The sequence below is a fragment of the Duganella sp. 3397 genome (genome assembly GCF_031456625.1).
Classification (GTDB): Bacteria; Pseudomonadota; Gammaproteobacteria; order Burkholderiales; family Burkholderiaceae_D; genus Rugamonas; species Rugamonas phyllosphaerae.
On sequence record NZ_JAVDVB010000005.1, the window covers coordinates 716294 to 734619 of the forward strand.

An 18326-nucleotide genomic window follows, 5' to 3' on the forward strand; every position below is an offset into this window, starting at 1 on the left:
CTCATGATGAAACCCTTGTTCGCGGCGCTGTTGCTCTCGTCGCTAGACGCCAATGCACTCGGTCAGCAAGTGCCGACCAATGCCGGGTCGATACTGCAACAACTGCAGCCTTCCATTCCTGTGCCTGCGCAGCCGCCGGCGCCGACCCTCGAGGTCAAGCCAAAAAATGAAATTGGTGTGCCGCCGTCGCAGCCAATACAGGTGAATAAATTGCGTATCGTAGGCAATACTGCTTTTTCGACGGAAACGCTGCATGCCCTGGTTGCCGATCAGGAAGGCAAAAGCCTGACGCTGGCGCAACTCGAAGAACTGGCCGGGCGTATTACGGCGTTTTATCAAGCTCGTGGATTTCAGGTGACCCGCGCTATCATTCCCGCACAGTCGATCACCGGCGGTGTGGTTGTCATACAGGTTGTCGAGGCACACTACGGCAGCATCCGGCTCAACAACCGCACTGAAGTCAGCGATGCTGTTCTTGGCGCGGTTCTCGCATCCCTCGGCCGCGGGGACTTGATTGCCGATGACGAGCTCAATCGCACTTTGCTGCTGTTGTCGGATGTGCCAGGCGTGGCCGTCAATGCGGTGCTAAAGCCGGGAACGGCCGTTGGCACCTCCGACCTCGACGTCGAGGCGCGTCACATTCAGTCGGCGCCGGCCAATTTTTCGCTCGACAATTATGGCAACCCCTACATCGGCCGTACCCGCCTGAGCGGCAACTTCAATCTCGTCAATCCGCTTCACGCTGGTGATATTCTGAGCGCCAATCTCACCACCACCGGCGACGGCATGAGCTATTTTCGAGCCGCATATGACACGCTGCTCAACGGCCAGGGTAGCAGAATAGGCACTGCTTTCTCGGCATTGCGTTATAAGCTCGGCGGCGCAGCCCGTACACTCGATGCTCATGGCACGGCATCGGTTGGCAGCGTCTGGGCAAAACATCCGTTTATTCGTACCGCGGAATATAACCTGTACGCTCAACTGCAGTATGAAGCCAAGAAGTTGCGCGATCGTGTCGATGTTGGAGCACTCCGTACCGACCGCCATCTCCGAAACTGGGTCGTGAGCGTCAACGGCGATCAGCGCGACAGCCTGTTGGGCGGCGCCATGAGCACCGCGTCGCTGAGCTGGACGCGCGGACGCCACAGCTTTGACGACGCCGGCGCTGCGGCGTCCGATGCAGTTACCGCGCGTGCAACCGGCGCCTTCTCGAAGTGGAATATTAATCTTGTCCGCCTGCAGGGATTGACCCCGCGCACTGCGCTGTATTTCAGTTTGACGGGCCAGTGGTCCGACCGCAATCTTGATTCTGCCGAGAAGATGGCCGCCGGCGGTCCCTATACGGTCCGTGCTTATGACATCGGTGCGCTCTCCGGTGACACCGGCTATGCCGCCAGTATGGAATTGCGCCATGAACTGGGACGGCTGTGGCTTGGGACATGGCAGGCGCAGGCCTTTATTGACAATGCGCATGTCAAAATCAACCGTCAGCCTTGGAACGGCAATGAAAACAGTGGCTCGATGTCAGGCGCCGGCGTCGGAATGAACTGGATCGGCCCCGATCAGTGGCGTGCCAGCGCTTCAGTGGCAACCCGGCTCGGGGCAGTGCCTGCCCTGCTGGGCAAGCAGTCTTCAGCGCATGCCTGGCTAATGTTGAGCAAGGGTTTCTGAACGATCAATTGTCGGTGTGCAGATCTGCTCCAGGCAAAACGGCCCGTTCGAACAATCGAACGGGCCGTCAGCACGAGACGTTGGACACCAGAACCGGGCCGATGTCGTTTTGTCCTACATCTCTCGACTGGTCCGTTTCGACGCTTTTACCGCTGCCGCCTGCTTCTTGGCTTTTACCGAGGTCTTGACGATCCTGGCCTTGCGCACCGGCTTGGCCTTGGCCGAGGCCTTGACCACGCGCGGCTTCTCGGCCTTGACCTTGGCCGACGCCTTCAGCAAGCGCGGACGCTCGAGCGAACGCGCTTCCGGGCCCACGATCAGGCGGCGAATATTCACTGCGTCGGTCAGGCGTGCCGAGTTGGCCTTGGCGTTGAGCAGCACCAGGGTGTTGTTCTTGCCGCCGCTCTTGAAACGCATGATCAGGCAACGGCCCGCTTCTTCGGTGTAGCCGGTCTTGGACAAACCGACGTCCCAGCCCTTGGCGCCGACCAGGCGGTTGGTGTTGTGGTACTCGACGTCGCGGCCCTTGATGTGGATCAGGTCTTTCTTGTCGGTGGTAATGCGGGTAATTTCCGGGTACAGCGAGGCAGCATGCGCCATCTTGACCAGGTCGGTCGCGGTGGAGCGGTTGTGCGGCGACAGGCCGGTAGGCTCCTCGATCACGGTATTGTGCATGCCGAGCAGGCGGATCTTGGCGTTGACGGCGCGACGGAAGCCCTCCATGCCACCAGGATAAGTGCGGGCCAGCGAGGCGGCAGCGCGGTTGTCGGAAGACATCAGCGCCAGTTGCAGCACGTCGGCACGCGAGATGGCGGCGCCGACCGGCACCCGCGAGGTGCTGTGCTTGAGCATATCCACGTCGGTGCGGTCGATTTCGATCGCCTCCTTCATGTCCGGCTTGGAATCGAGCACAACCATGGCGGTCATCAGCTTGGTCAGGGAGGCAATGGGTACTTGGACGTCGGCATTCTTTTCGAGAATGACTTTGCCGGTGTCGTCTTCGACAACCAGCACCGACTGTGAACCGAGCGGCACTGCCAGGGCGGCGGCAGTAAACGTACTCAGCAAGACAGCAACAATTTTCTTGAGCATGTTCGGTGGTTTCGGTATGGGGTGTAGGGTGGAACAGAGGCGTCGTGGGACGACGCAGCACATCGCCAGGCGGCAGAACACCACTGGCTATGCGGCAACACTGAGGATAGACGATAACATTAAAGTGGTTTCTCGTCTATCGTGCGTAACTCGCGGATTCAAAAAAGCCCCGGGCACGCGGCGCGAGGCTTTCGATGGGGCAAAAAAAGTTAGTTGCTGATCTTGGCAATCGACACTTCCGTCGATTTCACCAGCGCGATCACTTCGCTGCCCACCTTGAGGTCGAGGTCATGGATCGACCGCGAGGTGATCACCGAGGTGACGATGCCGTGCTGGGTCTCCACGTCCACTTCCGAGACCACCGGTCCGAAGATGATTTCCTTGATCTTGCCGCGGAACTGGTTACGTACATTAATTTCAGAAATGGCCATCGCGTTTCCTTTGTGTGGTGGAGGTCTACACACCCAGAGTAAGCTCGACGGCCGCTTTCGTGAACGAATGGTTCCGACTATCGTTATTTGGTCTGGTAGATCTTGTCGAACTCGCCGCCGTCGTCGAAGTGTTTCTTCTGCGCCGCTTTCCAGCCGCCGAACACGTCATCGATGGTAAACAGGCTGATCTGGCGGAAATTGGCGTTGTACTTCTTGAACGCCGCCTCCGAGCGAGGACGGAAGTAATGCTTGGCGATGATGTCCTGGCCCTGCGGCGAGTACAGGAAGTTCAAGTAGGCGGTCGCCTCCTTGCGGTAGCCTTTCTTGTCCACCACCTTGTCGACCACGGCCACCGGCGATTCGGCCAGGATCGACGACGATGGGTATACCACGTCGAAGTTGCTGCCGAACTCGGCGCGCACCAGGTTCACTTCGTTTTCAAACGTCACCAGCACATCGCCAATGCCGCGCTGGGTAAAGGTGGTCGTGGCGCCACGGCCGCCACCGTCGAGCACCGGGACGTTCTTGAAGATGCGGGTGACCAGTTCGCGCGCCTGCGCTTCGGTTCCCTTGTTCTTAATCACCGAGCCCCAGGCCGCCAGGTAGGTGTAGCGGCCGTTGCCCGAGGTTTTAGGGTTGGGCACGATCACTTTCACGCCAGGCTTGGCCAGGTCGTTCCAGTCCTTTATGCCTTGTGGATTGCCCTTGCGCACCAGGTACACCATGGTCGAGTAGAACGGCGCGGCATTGTTGGGGAATTTCTTGTTCCAGCCGGGCGCCACCACGCCGCGATCGACCAGCAGGTCGATGTCGTTGGCCTGGTTCATGGTGACCACGGCCGCTTCCATGCCGTCTGCCACCGAGCGGGCCTGCTTGGACGAACCGCCGTGCGACTGGTTGATGTTCACGGTTTCGCCGGTGCTTTTCTTGTACTCGGCCACGAAAGCGGGATTGATCTCCTTGAACAGCTCGCGCGCCACGTCATACGACGCGTTCAGCAATACCGGCGTGGCGGCGCTGGCCTGCAGCGGCAAGCCGAGCAACAGCGCCGACGTGGCCAGTAATGAAGTGACAACGAAACGGCGGGTCGTATTCTGAGTGGTCATAATGGCTTTCTTAATGAGATTTGGTAATAAGGAACACCGTCATGGTGTAAAACTTCATACAGAAAAGAAAGGAATATTTCGTAATATGCTTAGAAACCCCGCCGAGGTGCGCGCAAACCTCAATCTGCCGCTTGGTGTATAGTCGCGCTCAAGCACGGAGAAGCCGTCAACGCTTCTTTTGCTATTGGAATGTTTTGTGAGCATACATGAGTCTTGAAATACATAGCCCCCAGGTCCGCGTGGCGGTGGCGGCAGACGCGGAAGCGGCGTGCAATGTGTTGCGCCGCTCCATCGCGGAATGCTGTGAATTGGATCATAAAAATGATCGCGCCATCCTCGACGCCTGGCTCGGCAATAAAACACCGCAAATGGTCGAAAGCTGGTTTGTCTCGTCCACCAATTTCTGCGTGGTGGCCGAGCAGGACGGCGTCGTCGCCGGCGTGGCGCTGCTGACCGGCGCCGGCAAGCTGGCATTGTGCTACGTGCTGCCCGAAGCCCGCCGGCGGGGCCTCGGCAAGGCCATGCTGGCGCGGGTGGAAGAGCAGGTGCTGTGCTGGGGCATGAAAGCATTGCAGCTGCATAGCACGGCCACCGGCCAGGGCTTCTTTGCCAGCCGTGGTTACACCGACGCCGGCAAGGTCCGCTCGCCGTATGGCGTGGAAACGGTGTTCTTCTGGAAACAACTCGATACGTCCGGCGATGCCGGCGCGGATGCGACCAAGCGCAAACGCTTCTGCAACTGCAATTCCGACTAATAAATTTTTAGTAACTGAACGCCAGCTCCTGGCGCCGGCACCGCACCGGCGCCGCACCCACCGCCTCGCCTCCCACGAACAATGTCAGTTCCCCCGCTTGCAGCTTGATCCAGCTTTCGTTGGAGGTCAGCGGCTGGGTGGCGATGACGGCGATGCGGTCGTCGAGATGGTTGTGTTGGGAAAAATCGATGGACAGGTCGCAATCGATGAGTTTGGCGACCGAAAACGGGTATTCGCGCACCACGTAGTGCAGGTCGGTGCTGCAATGGGCGAACAGCAGTTGGCCGTTCGACAGGATGAAATTGAAGGTGCCGTGCGCGGCGATTTCGCCGGCCAGCATGGCCAGCGCGGCGTAGAGCACGTGGCGCGGCGGCTGCTGCGCGAAGCGCAGCGCCAGGCCCGACAGCAGGTGGCAAAAAGCGCGTTCGCTGTCGGTGTCGCCCAGCGGCGAATACAGGCTGGGGTTCGGATCGAAATCCACCAGGTTGCCGTTATGGGCGAACGACCAGGTGCGGCCCCACAGCTGGCGCGTAAACGGGTGGCTGTTTTCCAGCGCGATGCGGCCCTGGGTGGCCTTGCGGATGTGCGCCACCACGTTCCTGGCCTTGACCGGCTGCTGGCGAAATTGCAATGCCAGCGGCGAGTCGATCGAAGCCAGGTGATCGGTCACCAGCCGGCAGCCGTCGGCGGTGTGGATGGCCACGCCCCAGCCGTCCCGATGTTCGCCGGTACGGCCGCCGCGCTCGGCGAAGCCTGCGAACGAAAAATCGACCGCTGCCGGTTTGCTGCTGTTCATGGCTAGGAGCTGGCACATGGCATACCAAAATCAATGAAGATGAACCACGATAGCGGGCGCACTGTTGGGCTGAAAGGAATGTTTTGGCATATCCATAGCTGAAAGCATTCGTTCAGCTTTGCCGGGCGCGCGCCTACGCTGTCGGTACTGTGTCGTTGCCGAGGATTTCCATGTCATTCCCCATCTTGCAAAAATACCTGGCGCGCCTCTCCGGCGCCACCTGCGCTGCCGGCGCCGCCGGCGAGACCTCCAGCATCTGGCTCGATCACGAGGGCAGGGCGCAGGGGCGGTTTTTCAATTGCACCATGAGCAGCGCCTTTCAGCCGATCCGGGCGCTGGACAGCGGCGCGGTTTCTGCCTACGAAGGCCTGGCGCGCAGCGTTTCGGCCCAGGACAAGGGCCTGTCCCTGTGGAAGCTGCTCGACCACGCGGCCAGCGACAACGAGTCGATCGAACTCGACCGCCTGTGTCGCATGCTCCATTCGATCAATTTCTTCCGCCAGGCCGACAGTGCGCCCAATGCGGCGGCCGACCTGTACCTGAATGTGCATGACCGGCTGCTCAGCGCGGTGAGCAGCAACCACGGCCACGCCTTCCGCCGCATACTCGATGCGCTCGAGTTGCCGCTGGCGCGCGTGGTGCTGCAATTGCCGGTCGCCACGCCGCAGCAGGGCTGGCTGCTCAACTATGTTTCCGACAACTACCGCCGCAACGGCTTCCGCTTTGCCGTCAACGTCGACAGCGCGCAGGACGCCATCGGCATCCTCGACCGCTTGCGGCCAGACGTATTCAAGTTCGATACCCGGGTGCTGCACGATACCGACGGGCTGCTGGCGCTGTTGCGCCGCACGCAAGAGGCCGGGGTGGCCGTGGTGTTCAAGCGCATCGAGAGCGACCAGGCGCTGCAAACCCTGCGCGAACTGGGCGCAGCGGCCGGGGCGTCGCTGCTGGGCCAGGGCTATCTGCTCGGCGAACCGAGCGCAACCCTGGCCGGCGCGGCACCGCAACCGCAAGCCGCCGCAGCCTGAGACCGCCAATCCCCACGGTGCGCAGCTGCCATCGCAAGCCGCCGCAGCCTCGGACCGTCAATCCGCACGGTGCGAAGCCGCCACCGCAGGCCGCCGCAGCCAGGGACCGTCAATCCGCACGGTGCGAAGCAGCCACCGCAGGCCGCCGCAGCCAGGGACCGCCAATCCGCGCCGTGCGAAACAGCACCACAGTCCGCCGCAGCCTGGGCCGCCAATCCGCGCCGGGCGAAGCAGCCACCACATCCAGGGACCGCCAATCCGTCATCCCCGCGAAGGCGGGGATCCATAGCACCGTTGATCAGTGACCGCTTCGCAGCAAGCCAACGGCGCTTGGGCTCAGCATGGATCCCCGCGTTCGCGAGGATGACGGTTCTGATGGCGTTGGCTAGCGGGTGACTTCACCAGACGCCCGAACCTTGCAGGAGACTTAGCATTGCCTTAATTCTCGCTTAAGACTTGTCGATTCCGGTCTCCGAGGCAGTAAATCGATCCGTGCGCGCTTTTTTATTTCCCCCTGCATCAGTTATAGTGCCCCTATCACTTATCACGGATGTACCATGGCTTCGCGCAGAGATTTTTTACAGCAGGGTTTCGGAATGACGGCAGCGAGCGTGCTGGCGCTGCCATTGATCGGCTGCGGCACCAGCAGCCCGCGCCAGACCACCACCACCACCGCCGCCGCCAAACCGCCCAAAGCGGTAACGCGTCCAACCGGTCCGGCGATCATCACCGATTCGAAGACCGCGTCGGCCATGCCGCACGCATCGCAGCAGTCGGCGCCCTCGGGCAAAAGCAGCGAGCTGGCGCCACCGCCCGACATTTTCGACGCCCAGGCGCTGGACCTGGAATTCTGGCTGCGCCCGCGCACCATCGAAGTCTATCGCCCGGCCAGCAACGAGCGCGCCAAGCTGCTGTACTGGCGCGACGGCGAAGTGATCGACTCTGCCTACCAGGACCTGTGCCACCTGCTGCGCGACGTCAACGGCAAGGAAACCGCCAAGATCGACCCCAAGCTGTTCGAAACCCTGTGGGGTGCGCAAGCGTTCGTGCGCCGCTTCGGCATCGACACGCCGCTGGAAATCCTGTCCGGCTACCGCACCCCGGCGTCGAACCAGAAATTGCGCGAAGCGGGCGTACCTGCCGCGCGCCAGTCGCTGCACATGGTGGGCCGCGCTGCCGACATCCGCATCGTCAACCTCAACGAGGAAGTGCTGGGCGGCCTGGTGAAAAGCTTCCGCCAGGGCGGTGTTGGTTTCTACTACCGCGGCGGCCCGCGCGGCGGCTGGATCCACGCCGACACCGGCCTCAATCGCACCTGGAAGGGCTGACGGCGGCGCCGTCGATCGGGTACACTGGCGCCTCGGTGACCGCACAGGAAGTTCAGATTGAACAAGCAAGACCAGCAAGACCATCAAAATCAGCGAAACTGCAGCGAGCGCCCGCGCTTTCGGCCGGTGCCGTGGAGCGGCCTGGAAACCCCGGCCGACGTTGAATTGTGGATCGCCGAACATAACCTGAGTCTGCAGGAACACATCGCCCCGCACGAAACCGGGTATGGCGTGTGCTTCACGCTCGACGCCGGCGGCGAAATCTATTTGCACACCACCCAGGACGGCGCCCTGATCCTCGATGTCACGCCCGAAGCCGAATGGGTAGCGCCGCTGATCATGGCTGCCGCCAACGTGGCCGACGCGCCGCCCGGCTCGATCTGGGTGCTGCCCGACGACAAGCTGATCCAGTTGATGATCGGCCTGTCCAGCCTGATCGCCAGTTCGATCCTGGTCGTCGGTCACAATTTCGGCCGGCGCCGCATGGGTGCGGCCTGGTAATAGCGCGCTGACAACGGTTGCAGCGTGACTCTAACGAACTATTGATGTTTTCTCGACATCCCTTAATGACAATGCTAGGCTAGTTCCAAGTCGTTCTTGGAAGCATGGCAAAGGGAGAGTATGCAGAAAGTCACCATCGATCAGCGGCGTGCGCCGTTGATGTCCGGCGAGCAAGCCGGCCTGTTACCTGGTTTTGCCGTATTGCCGCAGCCGCCTGCGGCCGGCCCCCTGGCCCACACTGCCCAGGCCGACGCCGACGCCGACGCCGACGCCGAACAGTCCTTCTTCGACGAGTTGTACCTGCTGGCCCCGGTCGGCTATTGTGTGCTGGGCCTGGACACCACCATCCTGCAAATGAACGTGAGCGGCGCCGAGCTGTTGGGCGTGCCGCGCAGCAATCCCGAGCGCCTGGCCCTGCGCCATTTCGTCGCGCCGCGCTTTCTTGACGACTTCGACCGTTTTGTGCGCGCCGCCTTCAATCACGCCGCGCCGCAGCGCTGCGACCTGCAACTGGTGCGCGGCGCCAACGTACACCAGCAGGGCGTGGCGATCACGCTGCGCGCCTGCGCCGAGCGCAGCGGCCAGGCGCTGCGGGTGCAGCTGGAACCGGCCGAAGGCAAGCTGGCCGCGCTCGAGCGCAGCGAGGAGCGCTTGCGCCGCATCGTTCATTGCGCCGAGGAGGGTATCTGGGAAATCGATGCCAGCGCCCGCACCAGCTTCGTCAACCCCAAGATGGCGCACATGCTCGGCTATGCCATCGAAGACATGCTCGACCAGCCGCTGGTCGCGTTCATGGACGATGAAGGCCGCGCCATCCTCGAACGCAATATTGCCAGCCGCCAGCGCCGGGGGGCCGAGGCCGAGCGCCACGAATTCAAGTTCCTGCGCCGCGACGGCGGCGAGCTGTGGGTCACGCTGGCCACCAACCCGATATTCGATGCCACTGGCGCCTACCTGGGCGCACTGGCGCTGGTGTCCGACATCACCGACAGCCGCGCTTCCGCCGAGCTGATCTGGCAGCAGGCCAATTTCGATACCCTGACGGCGCTGCCCAACCGCCACATGTTCCAGGACCGGCTGGGGCAAGAGGTGAAAAAGGCGCGCCGCGAAGGCACCTTGCTGGCGCTGCTGTTCATCGACCTCGACGGCTTCAAGCAGGTCAACGACACGCTCGGCCATGACCAGGGCGACGCGCTGCTGGTCGAGGCGGCGCGTCGCATCGCCGCCTGCGTGCGCGGCACCGACACCGTGGCGCGGCTGGGCGGTGACGAGTTTACCGTCATCCTCACCGCGCTCGAGAGCATGAACGGCGTCGAGCGCATTGCCCAGGCCATCGTCACCCGTTTGCAGGCGCCGTTTGCGCTGGGGGCGGCCAATCCGGCGGTTTCGGCCAGCATCGGCATCTCGGTATTCCCGGCCGACGCGGTCTCGCCCGAGGACCTGGTGCGCAATGCCGACCAGGCCATGTACGCGGCCAAGCAAAGCCGGCGCTGCCGCTACAGTTATTTCACGGCCGACCTGCAGCAGGCGGCGCAGGCGCGCCAGCAGGTCACGCTCGATTTGCGCGCTGCGCTGGCCCACGGCGAGCTGGAACTGCATTACCAGCCGATCGTCAACCTGCGCACCGGCGGCGTCCAGCGCGCCGAAGCGTTGCTGCGCTGGCGCCATCCGCAGCGCGGACTGCTGGCGCCGGGCGACTTTTTACCGTTTGCCGAATCGGGTGGCCTGATGATGGAGATCGGCGACTGGGTGTTCCGCCAGGCTGCGCGCCAGGCGCGACTGTGGCAGGACGAGATCGGCGCCGGCTTCCAGGTCGGCATCAACCAGTCGTCGGCGCAGTTTCGCGGCGACGCGGCGCTGTACGCCGGCTGGCTGCGCTACGCGGCCGAACTGGGGCTGGCGCCGCGCAGCCTGGTGCTCGAAATTACCGAGCGGGTGTTGCTGGACAAGAACACGCAGGTGGCGGACCGCTTGCGCGAGTTGCGCGAGATGGGCGTGCAGGTGGCGCTCGACAACTTTGGCACCGGTTATTCGTCGCTGGCGCACCTCAAGCATTTCGGCATCGACTTGCTCAAGCTCGACCACAGCTTCATCCAGCACCTGGCCAGCGACAGCGGCGACCTGGCCATGTGCGAGGCGCTGATCCTGATGGCGCACCGGCTCGGCTTGCGGGTGGTGGCGGAAGGGGTGGAAACAGCGGCGCAAAGCCATTTGCTGGAACTGGCGGGATGCGATTTTGCCCAAGGATATATCTATGCGCAGCCGATGGCTGCGCCCGAGTTCACCGCGCTGGCGCAGCGCGGCCTGAAAACCATGATCGGTCCCTAACGCAGGCGCAACAGCGATACCACCCGTTCGCGGCTGATTCCCGACAACGCCGACGTGATCGACAACAAGGACTGGTAGCCGGGCTGCTGGGCGGTATCGACAAACTTGTCGGCCACCAGTTCCATGCCCTCGGTGGAGATGTTCGGCGCCGTGCTGCTCACGCGCGCATTGGCCTGGCCCAGTGCCGAGCGCACCGAGGCGATCGATTTTTCCACCTGTGCCAGCGCTTGCAGCACTTGCTGCAAGGTCGCGCGCAAACCTTCGGCGTCGCTGGTCTGCCAGGTGTCGGGTTCGATGACAGGGGTTTCCGGCTCGGCGCGCAGGCGGTTGAGCTGGCCGGCAGGAAAGCGCTGGCCGTTGCCCTGCACGGCCAGGCTGTCGCGGATGGCCGCGAACTCGTTTTCCGCTGCCGAAAATTCCAGTTGGCCATCTTCGGCCAGCTTGACGCGCACGCCGGCCGGCGCCAGCGCATCATCGAAGCGCAAGGCGATCTGCTGGTCGTTCATGCCCGGTTCCAGCACCACCGAGCGCAGGTTCTGGCCGCCCAGCGACAGCGCCAGCACCTCGCGTCCGCCCTGGCGCAGATTGGCCACGTTCATGCCGCGCACGGTAAAGCGGGTGCGGGTGTTCTCGTTGCTGAAATTGAGCTGGGAGTCCAGTGTACCGCCCGAGGCCACCGACCGGCTGCGCCAGGTGTTGCCGAACTGGCGCACATTGCTTTCCAGGTTGCCGTCGGCGCGCTGGCGGTTGGCCAGGCGTGCGCTGAGGTCGGCCTTCAGGCTGCGCAACTGGCCAGCACTCTGCTCGAGGAAATCGAGCGCCTGCTGGGCGCCGGAAATGTCGCGCTGGAGCGGCTGGTCCCAATTGTTGAGGCCGCGCCGCAGCGGTGCCGCGGCGGTGGGCGTGGGGTTGACCGGCGTGGCAGTGGCTGCTTTCTCGCCGTTGAGCCCGAGGGCGGTGCCGTCGACCGCGCTGGCATTGCCGCCATTGCCGGCGACAATGACGGGGGGAGTCGATGGTGACGGGATTTGCATGGTAGCCGGTGATTACAGGATGTTAAACAGCGACAGACCGCTGACCTTGGTGTAGGCCTTGTACGACGCCTCCACGGCCAGCGAATAACCTGCCAGGTCGGTGGCAGCCTTGGCGTAATCGAGCTTGCTCAGGCTGAGCAGGGCGTTATCGTTCGACAGGCCCACGTTGGTGTGGTTATCGTACAGCGTATTCAGAATGTTTTGGGCGCCGCCGAGCTGGGCGATTTTACCAGACACCAGTTCCAGCGTGGAGGTGGCACTGCCCATGGTGGCAGCCACCGTATCGCGCACTAAGGTCGAGTTTGGTTGCACGTTGGGATTGGCCAGCACGGTAATGGTGGCGCTGAGCTTGTTGAGGAAGTCCTCCAGGCCCTTGATATCGACGTTTGTATTCTGGGTGATGCCGTTGCCCACGACGGTGACCTGTTTCTTCTCGTTGCCCAGGTACTCGTACTGGCCGGTGACGGTATTGAGCTTGATCGGAGCGGTTTGCACCGTGGTGCCGGCAAACACGTAGCGGCCTTCGGCATCTTTCTGATTGGCGGTGTAGAGCAGGCTGTCGCGCAACGAAGTCAGGCTGGTGACCATGGCGTTCAGGTCGGCCGGGGTATTGCTGCCGTCAGCCGAACGCACCATCAGGTCGTTGACCTGGGTGATCTCGCCGGTCATGCTCGACAGGTAAGACTCGTTGGACGACATGCGGATACGCACCGCTGCAATATTGTCGCGGTATTGGCCGATCAGCGCCTGTTCGCGCGTCATGCGCGAGATTTGCACGGCGCCGACCGGATCGTCCGACGGCAGCATGATGCGATTGCCCGATGCCATTTGTTCGTTGATACGGGAGACCCAGCTCTGGTTTTCCTCGAGGCCGCGCAACATGGTTGCCTGGTATTGACTGGTGGCGATACGCATGGTGCTTCCCCTTAATTAAACATTTGCAAGGTGGCTTCGAACAACGAGTTCGCGACCGAAATTACCTTCATATTAGCCTGATACATGTTCTGGAATTCGATCAGGTTGATGCCTTCCTCGTCCACGTTCACCGCACTGGTCGATTTCCAGTCGTCTTCGGCCTGCTGGCGGATGGTGGTGGCGGTTTTCATTTGCGCCTGGTTCTGCTGGCTCTGGATCGCCAATTTGCCGACGAGTTGGGTATCGGCGTCGTTCAGCAGGACCGATCCCAGCGAACCCACGTTGATCGCCGTGGTCTGAACACCGATCAATGCTTGCAGGTTGGTATTGTCGCCAGCCGGTTCGCCGTGCGCGGCAAACGCCAGGTCGGCGGTGGTAAACCCCGGGTCGATACTGAGCAGGCTGGTGGTGCTGCTGGCATTGAGCACGAACAGTGCGGTACCGTCGGTACCATCGCTCTTGCTGCCGCCCTTGAGCACGTTATTGAAGTTGGTGCTGAACGCGCTGGCGATGTCGACGATCGACTCCTGCAGCGGCTTCAAGGTATTCGCGCGGAAATCCGCCAGCCCGCCGAGCTTGCCGCCAACTTTGGTGTCGTCAAGCTTGAACTTGGTGTTGGCAAACGCCAGCGTCAGCGTCTGTACGCCACCTGGCGCCTCATACGCGAGCTTGGCGGAGATGTCGCTGGCTACGAGCGGTTGGCCGGTCTTGAGCGACAGGTTGGCGCTGCCGTCGGCGCTGTACACCACTTCCACGCTTACTTGCGACGCCACGCTGTCGATCAACTGGTCGCGCTGGTCGATCAGCGCCGACGTGCTGGTGCCGGTCGCACCGACGGAGCTGATCTTGGCGTTGAGGGCGGCGATGCTGGCCAGTGATTCGTTGAGCGCGGGCAGCATGGTCGAACTTTGCTGCTGCGACGAGACCATCTGGGTCGAGGTCAGGTTGTAAATGCTGTTGATCTGCTTGGACATCGAATCGGCAGACGTAATCACTTGCTGGCGCAGCGGGGTCGAGGTGGGATCGACGGCAGCCGCGTTGAGCGATTTGAAGAAATTATCGAAACCATAGCTGATGCTCGAGGTGGGGTCGTTCATGACCTTTTCCAGCTGAGTCAGGTAAGGCTGAACCTGGGAAAGCTTGCCCAGTTCCGAATTCGACCGCCACATCTGCTGCGATTTGTAGGAATCTGAGAATCGCAGCAGCGAACCCACGATGACACCGTTGCCAGGTGAATTGTCGCCGCTGGCCGCGTTCGACTGTAAGAGCACGCCCTGGCGCGTATAGCCCGCCGTCTTGGAGTTGGCAATGTTCTGGCTCACCGTGTTAATGGCAGCTTGCGCTGCCAGTGCGCCCGACAGTGCGTTATAGGTGATGGTCATATCTGCAAGGGTCTTTCCTGGTGAACGCGAAGGACCGCAGCTTGCAATGGGCAAGCGCCGCCGGTCCGTTACTTGTAGAAGGCGACGGCCTAGCGGGACCGATTAAGCGGTTCCGAAATATTTTGCACTTCGGAAATAATTCTGTCATTGGTGGAGCCGGTTTTGCCGGCCTGTGCACCTGCAGCGGGGACTGGTTGCGGCAGTAACTGGCGCAAGATGGCGTCTGCCACGCCAAACGCGCGGCGCCCGGCCAGCTGGTCGGCTACCAGGTTGTCGGCCATGTCCAGCATGTCCTGGTTGACCTTGTTATTCAGAGCGCTGTCCTCGTCGGCCAGCACGCGGGTGCCGGAGCGCATCTGGTGCAACATGTGGCCAATGAAGAAACTCTCGAATTTCACCGCCGCCTCGGTAGCCTTGGCACGGAACGCCGGATCGACCGTGTCGCCGGCCTGGGCGGCGACCGGCGCCACCTGGACGTCCGCCAGCTTGCCAGGGGTGCCCGGTATCAGGCGCGAGGGGTCGAACGTTGGGGGCAGGCTCATGATTTCCTTAAATAACGACCAGTTCGCCTTCGATGGCGCCGGCCTGGTCCAGCGCTTGCAGGATCGCCATGATATCGTCGGGCGATGCGCCCAGGCTGTTGACCACGTCGATAATCGATTGCAGCTTGGCGCCGGCCGGCCAGTTGAACATCTGGCCAGAACCCTGGTCAACGCTCACCTGCGACTGCGGCGTGGCCACGGTGTTGCCGCCGGCTAGCGCGTTCGGCTGGCTGACCTTGGTGCTTTCCGAGATCACGACTTTCAGCGAACCGTGGGTGACGGCGGCGGCGCGTACGCGCAAGCCTTCGGCGATCACCACGGTGCCGGTGCGCGAGTTGAACACCACTTTCGGCGCGTCCTGGCCCACGTCGATCGACAGCGCCTCGAGCTTGGCCATGAAGGCGATGCGCTGGGTGGGGTTGGACGGCGCCTGCACCTCGACCGAGGTGGCGTCGCTGGCGGTGGCGATGTCGCCGAAGCGCTTGTTGATCGAATCGACGATATTGATGGCGGTCTGGAAATGCGGATGGCGCAGCGACAGGCGCACGCTCGGGGTGCTGGCAAAATCGGTGGGAATCGCGCGCTCGATGGCGGCGCCATTCGGAATCCGCCCCGAGGTGGGGGTGTTGACCGTTACCGACGAGCCGCTCTTGCCTTGCGCCGAGAAACCGCCGACCACCACGTTGCCCTGTGCCAGCGCATAGACCTCATTGTCGGCCGCACGCAAGGGCGTCAGCAGCAGGGCGCCGCCGCGCAGGCTCTTGGCGTCGCCCAGCGAGCTGACCACCACGTCGATTGCCTGGCCCTTGCGGTAGCCGGGCGGCAGCACCGCCGAGACCATCACGGTGGCGACGTTTTTCGACTTGGCATCGGTACCGTCCGGCACTTTCACGCCGAACTGCTTGAGCATATTGATCACCGACTGGCTGGCGAATTTGACCTGGGTCGAGTCGCCGCTGCCGTTCAGGCCCACCACCAGGCCGTAGCCTACCAGCGGATTGTCGCGGATGCCTTCGACCGCCACCAGGTTGCGCAACACCTGCGCCGCCTGCGCGGGCAGGGTGGCAAAGGCCAGGCACAGGGCCAGCGGCAGGGCGATGAAGCGGGACAGCTTGTTCATGAAGATCACCAAATGTAGACGTCACCCGGTCAGCTATTGCAACCCCGGGCCAAGAGTCGTCGTTCCCGCGAACGCGGGAACCCAATTTAAAACGGCATGTACGGACCGTTGAAGAACCGCGACAACCAACCAGCCGATTGCGTATCAGCCAGCGTACCCTGCGCCGAGTAGGCGATGCGGGCATTGGCGATCCGCAGCGACGACACCTGGTTCTCGGCGTCGATATCGGCCGCGCGCAGGTAGCCGCGCAGGCGCACGAACTCTTCGCCTTGGTTCAAGGTCAACACTTTTTCGCCAGACACGCGCAGCAGCCCGGTCGGCAGCACTTCTTGCACCACCACGGTAATTGCCCCGGTCAGGGCGTTTTGCTGGGTGCTGGTGGCGTCGCCGGTGAACGAATTGTCGGCGCCCAGGCCAATGCTGGCCTTGGGGAACACCTTGCCCAGCAGGCTCGGGGCAGCGACGTTGTTCGACGATTCCTTGGAATAGCTGGTGCCGGCGCGTTTGCTGGCCTGCGTGGTTTCCTGCAACATCACGGTGACCACGTCACCGACGCGGAAGGCGCGGCTGTCGGACGTCAGCGACATGCCCATGTCCGGGCTGTACACGCCGCCGCCGGACACGCGCGGCATGGTCGAACGCACCAGCGGCGGCGGCTCGTCCATCGGGCCGGGGCGGACCGCCGGCGGTTCGAGGCTGGCGCAGCCGGTAAGGGCGGCCACCAGCAACACAGGCAGTGCGGCTTTCATCAGCGTGCCGCCGAGGCCAGGTATTGCAACATATTGTCGGCGGCCGACAGCACCTTGGTGTTCATTTCGTACGTACGCTGGGCGGCGATCATGTCCACCATTTCTTCCACCACCTGCACGTTCGAGCCTTCCAGCGTGCCTTGCTTGATCTTGCCCCACTGTGCCGTGCCCGGTGCACCTTCGGTCGGGGTGCCGCTCGATGCAGTCTCGGCGTACAGGTTTTCGCCCAGGGCCATCAGGCCGGTCGGGTTGATGAAGCTGGTCAGTGTCAGCTGGCCGAGCTGGCTCGGAGTGGCGGTGCCGGCGATCTTGGCCGAGACGGTGCCGTCTTCGCCGATGGTCAGCGCGGTGGCGTTGTCCGGCACCGTGATCTGCGGAATCAGGGGCAGGCCATGGGCGTTGACCAGGATGCCGTTGGCATCGATCTGCAACTGGCCGGCGCGGGTGTAGGCGGTTTCGCCACTCGGCTGGCGCACCGACAGGAAACCGTTGCCCATCACGGCCACGTCGAGTTCGCGGCCGGTGGTTTGCAGGCTGCCGTTGGTAAATACCTTCTGGGTGCCGACCATGTGCACGCCGTTACCGAGCTGCACGCCTGACGGCGCCAGGGTGTTGTTGTCGGCCACTTGCGCGCCCGGCTGCTGGCCCACGGTGTAGAACAGGTCTTCGAACACCACGCGGTCGCGCTTGAAACCAATGGTGTTGGCATTGGCCAGGTTGTTGGCGATCGCCTGCAGTTTCTGGTCCTGCGCTTGCACGCCGGTCTTGCTGATCCACATTGCTGGATTCATGGTTACTCCCTATTCGGTTGGATCAGCTTAGCCGCTGATCAGGCGATTGCCGGTTTCGGCCATGGTATCGGTGGCCTTGAATAATTTCATTTGCACTTCGAAGGTGCGGTTCAGGCTCATGGTGGCGACCATTTCCTCCACCGCCGAGACGTTGCTGCCCTCCAGGTGGCCAGAGCGCAGCACCACGGTCGGATCGGTCGCCAGCGGCACGCCGTCGCGCGCGATCAGCAGGCCCGCTTCGTTCTTGGTCAGTTCCGAGCCTTCGGCCTTGACCAGGCGCAGCTTGTCCACCGTCTGCATGGTGGTCGTGCCAGGGTTCTGGATCGAAATGGTGCCATCGGTGCCGATGTCGATCTTGCTGTACTCGGGCAGGGTGATGGGGCCGCCTTCACCCAGCACCACGTTGCCGTTGATGCGCAGCGTGCCGGTCTCGTCGAGCACCATGGCGCCGGCGCGGGTGTAGGCCTCGCCGGTCGGGCCTTCCACCGTCAGGTAGCCGGCGCCCGAGATCGCCACATCGAGGTCGCGGCCGGTGGACTTGACCGTGCCCTGGCGGGTGTTGACCGAGTTGGCCTGTAATTGCGCCATGTGGCGGTCGTCGTAGCCATAGCCCTGCACCGCTTGCGCGGTGGACATTTCCATATCGGCCCGGAAGCCCACGGTGTCGGCATTGGCCAGGTTGTTGGCGCGTACCTGCTGGCCGCGCAGGGCCCGTTCGGCCCCGCTCATGGCGGTAAAGATCAGCGAATCCATGCGT

The 18326-nt window shown here is 62.7% G+C and carries 17 protein-coding genes and 1 pseudogene; 6 read left to right on the forward strand and 12 right to left on the reverse strand.

Features of this window, described 5'->3' with window-relative positions; translation table 11 throughout:
* The first annotated feature begins 3 nt into the window (after nt 1-3).
* Nucleotides 4-1671 carry a ShlB/FhaC/HecB family hemolysin secretion/activation protein gene (locus tag J2X54_RS19455; RefSeq protein WP_310182751.1) on the forward strand — a complete coding sequence of 556 codons (1668 nt, stop codon included), beginning with the start codon at nt 4-6 and terminating at the stop codon, nt 1669-1671.
* Nucleotides 1672-1785: 114 nt separating this feature from the next.
* Here J2X54_RS19455 and J2X54_RS19460 read toward each other — a convergent pair whose 3' ends face one another.
* The 3 genes from J2X54_RS19460 to J2X54_RS19470 form a co-directional block, all read right to left on the reverse strand.
* Nucleotides 1786-2763 (reverse strand): serine hydrolase, encoded by a 978-nt coding sequence (locus J2X54_RS19460; RefSeq protein WP_310182754.1) that lies wholly within the window; start codon nt 2761-2763, stop codon nt 1786-1788.
* 209 nt (nt 2764-2972) lie between these two features.
* Nucleotides 2973-3194, reverse strand: coding sequence for a molybdopterin-binding protein (locus J2X54_RS19465; RefSeq protein WP_070246698.1), 222 nt, complete (start codon nt 3192-3194; stop codon nt 2973-2975).
* Between the two features lie 83 nt (nt 3195-3277).
* Nucleotides 3278-4300 carry a sulfate ABC transporter substrate-binding protein gene (locus J2X54_RS19470; RefSeq protein ID WP_310182758.1) on the reverse strand — a complete coding sequence of 341 codons (1023 nt, stop codon included), beginning with the start codon at nt 4298-4300 and terminating at the stop codon, nt 3278-3280.
* A 206-nt stretch (nt 4301-4506) separates the two neighbouring features.
* On the opposite strand from J2X54_RS19470, the gene J2X54_RS19475 reads away from it, so the two are divergent.
* Nucleotides 4507-5055 carry a GNAT family N-acetyltransferase gene (locus tag J2X54_RS19475; protein ID WP_070246696.1) on the forward strand — a complete coding sequence of 183 codons (549 nt, stop codon included), beginning with the start codon at nt 4507-4509 and terminating at the stop codon, nt 5053-5055.
* Nucleotides 5056-5062: 7 nt separating this feature from the next.
* On the opposite strand, the gene J2X54_RS19480 is transcribed toward J2X54_RS19475, so the two are convergent.
* Nucleotides 5063-5869, reverse strand: coding sequence for a class II glutamine amidotransferase (locus J2X54_RS19480; RefSeq protein ID WP_310182759.1), 807 nt, complete (start codon nt 5867-5869; stop codon nt 5063-5065).
* A 152-nt stretch (nt 5870-6021) separates the two neighbouring features.
* Here J2X54_RS19480 and J2X54_RS19485 point away from each other — a divergent pair, with 152 nt between their 5' ends.
* From J2X54_RS19485 to J2X54_RS19500, 4 genes and pseudogenes are all read left to right on the forward strand, one after another.
* A complete protein-coding gene (locus J2X54_RS19485; RefSeq protein ID WP_310182761.1) occupies nt 6022-6879 on the forward strand; it encodes an EAL domain-containing protein in 858 nt (285 codons plus the stop codon).
* Nucleotides 6880-7475: 596 nt separating this feature from the next.
* On the forward strand, nt 7476-8207 hold the full coding sequence (locus J2X54_RS19490) for a DUF882 domain-containing protein (protein WP_310182764.1): 732 nt from the start codon (nt 7476-7478) through the stop codon (nt 8205-8207).
* 57 nt (nt 8208-8264) lie between these two features.
* Nucleotides 8265-8708 (forward strand): hypothetical protein, encoded by a 444-nt coding sequence (locus tag J2X54_RS19495; RefSeq protein ID WP_310182766.1) that lies wholly within the window; start codon nt 8265-8267, stop codon nt 8706-8708.
* A 120-nt stretch (nt 8709-8828) separates the two neighbouring features.
* Nucleotides 8829-11033 (forward strand): annotated as a pseudogene (locus J2X54_RS19500) (putative bifunctional diguanylate cyclase/phosphodiesterase); the annotation flags it as partial.
* On the opposite strand, the gene J2X54_RS19505 reads toward J2X54_RS19500, so the two are convergent.
* The 8 genes from J2X54_RS19505 to J2X54_RS19540 form a co-directional block, all read right to left on the reverse strand.
* Nucleotides 11033-12070: a hypothetical protein gene (locus tag J2X54_RS19505; RefSeq protein ID WP_070246691.1), complete on the reverse strand. Its 1038-nt coding sequence runs from the start codon at nt 12068-12070 to the stop codon at nt 11033-11035. The pseudogene J2X54_RS19500 and the gene J2X54_RS19505 sit on opposite strands and share 1 nt — an antisense overlap.
* Before the next feature lie 12 nt (nt 12071-12082).
* Nucleotides 12083-12985 (reverse strand): flagellar hook-associated protein FlgL, encoded by a 903-nt coding sequence (gene flgL, locus J2X54_RS19510; protein WP_070246690.1) that lies wholly within the window; start codon nt 12983-12985, stop codon nt 12083-12085.
* A gap of 11 nt (nt 12986-12996) precedes the next feature.
* Nucleotides 12997-14367, reverse strand: a complete 1371-nt coding sequence (flgK, locus tag J2X54_RS19515; protein WP_310182770.1) for a flagellar hook-associated protein FlgK — start codon at nt 14365-14367, stop codon at nt 12997-12999.
* 89 nt (nt 14368-14456) lie between these two features.
* Nucleotides 14457-14909 carry a rod-binding protein gene (locus J2X54_RS19520; protein ID WP_310182772.1) on the reverse strand — a complete coding sequence of 151 codons (453 nt, stop codon included), beginning with the start codon at nt 14907-14909 and terminating at the stop codon, nt 14457-14459.
* A 7-nt stretch (nt 14910-14916) separates the two neighbouring features.
* On the reverse strand, nt 14917-16029 hold the full coding sequence (locus J2X54_RS19525) for a flagellar basal body P-ring protein FlgI (protein WP_070246705.1): 1113 nt from the start codon (nt 16027-16029) through the stop codon (nt 14917-14919).
* A gap of 86 nt (nt 16030-16115) precedes the next feature.
* The gene (flgH, locus tag J2X54_RS19530) at nt 16116-16778 is read right to left on the reverse strand and encodes a flagellar basal body L-ring protein FlgH (RefSeq protein WP_310182775.1); all 663 of its coding nucleotides are present in this window, start codon (nt 16776-16778) and stop codon (nt 16116-16118) included.
* Nucleotides 16778-17569, reverse strand: coding sequence for a flagellar basal-body rod protein FlgG (gene flgG, locus J2X54_RS19535; RefSeq protein ID WP_167359031.1), 792 nt, complete (start codon nt 17567-17569; stop codon nt 16778-16780). The genes flgH and flgG overlap by 1 nt, the downstream gene beginning before the upstream one ends.
* Nucleotides 17570-17596: 27 nt before the next feature.
* A complete protein-coding gene (locus J2X54_RS19540; RefSeq protein ID WP_070246685.1) occupies nt 17597-18322 on the reverse strand; it encodes a flagellar basal body rod protein FlgF in 726 nt (241 codons plus the stop codon).
* Nucleotides 18323-18326 lie beyond the last annotated feature (4 nt).

Coding starts and splice junctions, on each gene's coding strand:
- J2X54_RS19460 (WP_310182754.1), bottom strand. CDS start 2,763: ATGCTCAAGAAAATTGTTGCTGTCTTGCTGAGTACGTTTACTGCCGCC.
- J2X54_RS19480 (WP_310182759.1), bottom strand. CDS start 5,869: ATGTGCCAGCTCCTAGCCATGAACAGCAGCAAACCGGCAGCGGTCGAT.
- flgL (WP_070246690.1), bottom strand. CDS start 12,985: ATGCGTATCGCCACCAGTCAATACCAGGCAACCATGTTGCGCGGCCTC.
- flgK (WP_310182770.1), bottom strand. CDS start 14,367: ATGACCATCACCTATAACGCACTGTCGGGCGCACTGGCAGCGCAAGCT.
- J2X54_RS19490 (WP_310182764.1), top strand. CDS start 7,476: ATGACGGCAGCGAGCGTGCTGGCGCTGCCATTGATCGGCTGCGGCACC.
- J2X54_RS19485 (WP_310182761.1), top strand. CDS start 6,022: ATGTCATTCCCCATCTTGCAAAAATACCTGGCGCGCCTCTCCGGCGCC.
- J2X54_RS19475 (WP_070246696.1), top strand. CDS start 4,507: ATGAGTCTTGAAATACATAGCCCCCAGGTCCGCGTGGCGGTGGCGGCA.
- flgG (WP_167359031.1), bottom strand. CDS start 17,569: ATGAATCCAGCAATGTGGATCAGCAAGACCGGCGTGCAAGCGCAGGAC.
- J2X54_RS19470 (WP_310182758.1), bottom strand. CDS start 4,300: ATGACCACTCAGAATACGACCCGCCGTTTCGTTGTCACTTCATTACTG.
- J2X54_RS19465 (WP_070246698.1), bottom strand. CDS start 3,194: ATGGCCATTTCTGAAATTAATGTACGTAACCAGTTCCGCGGCAAGATC.
- flgH (WP_310182775.1), bottom strand. CDS start 16,778: ATGAAAGCCGCACTGCCTGTGTTGCTGGTGGCCGCCCTTACCGGCTGC.
- J2X54_RS19525 (WP_070246705.1), bottom strand. CDS start 16,029: ATGAACAAGCTGTCCCGCTTCATCGCCCTGCCGCTGGCCCTGTGCCTG.
- J2X54_RS19520 (WP_310182772.1), bottom strand. CDS start 14,909: ATGAGCCTGCCCCCAACGTTCGACCCCTCGCGCCTGATACCGGGCACC.
- J2X54_RS19455 (WP_310182751.1), top strand. CDS start 4: ATGATGAAACCCTTGTTCGCGGCGCTGTTGCTCTCGTCGCTAGACGCC.
- J2X54_RS19540 (WP_070246685.1), bottom strand. CDS start 18,322: ATGGATTCGCTGATCTTTACCGCCATGAGCGGGGCCGAACGGGCCCTG.
- J2X54_RS19505 (WP_070246691.1), bottom strand. CDS start 12,070: ATGCAAATCCCGTCACCATCGACTCCCCCCGTCATTGTCGCCGGCAAT.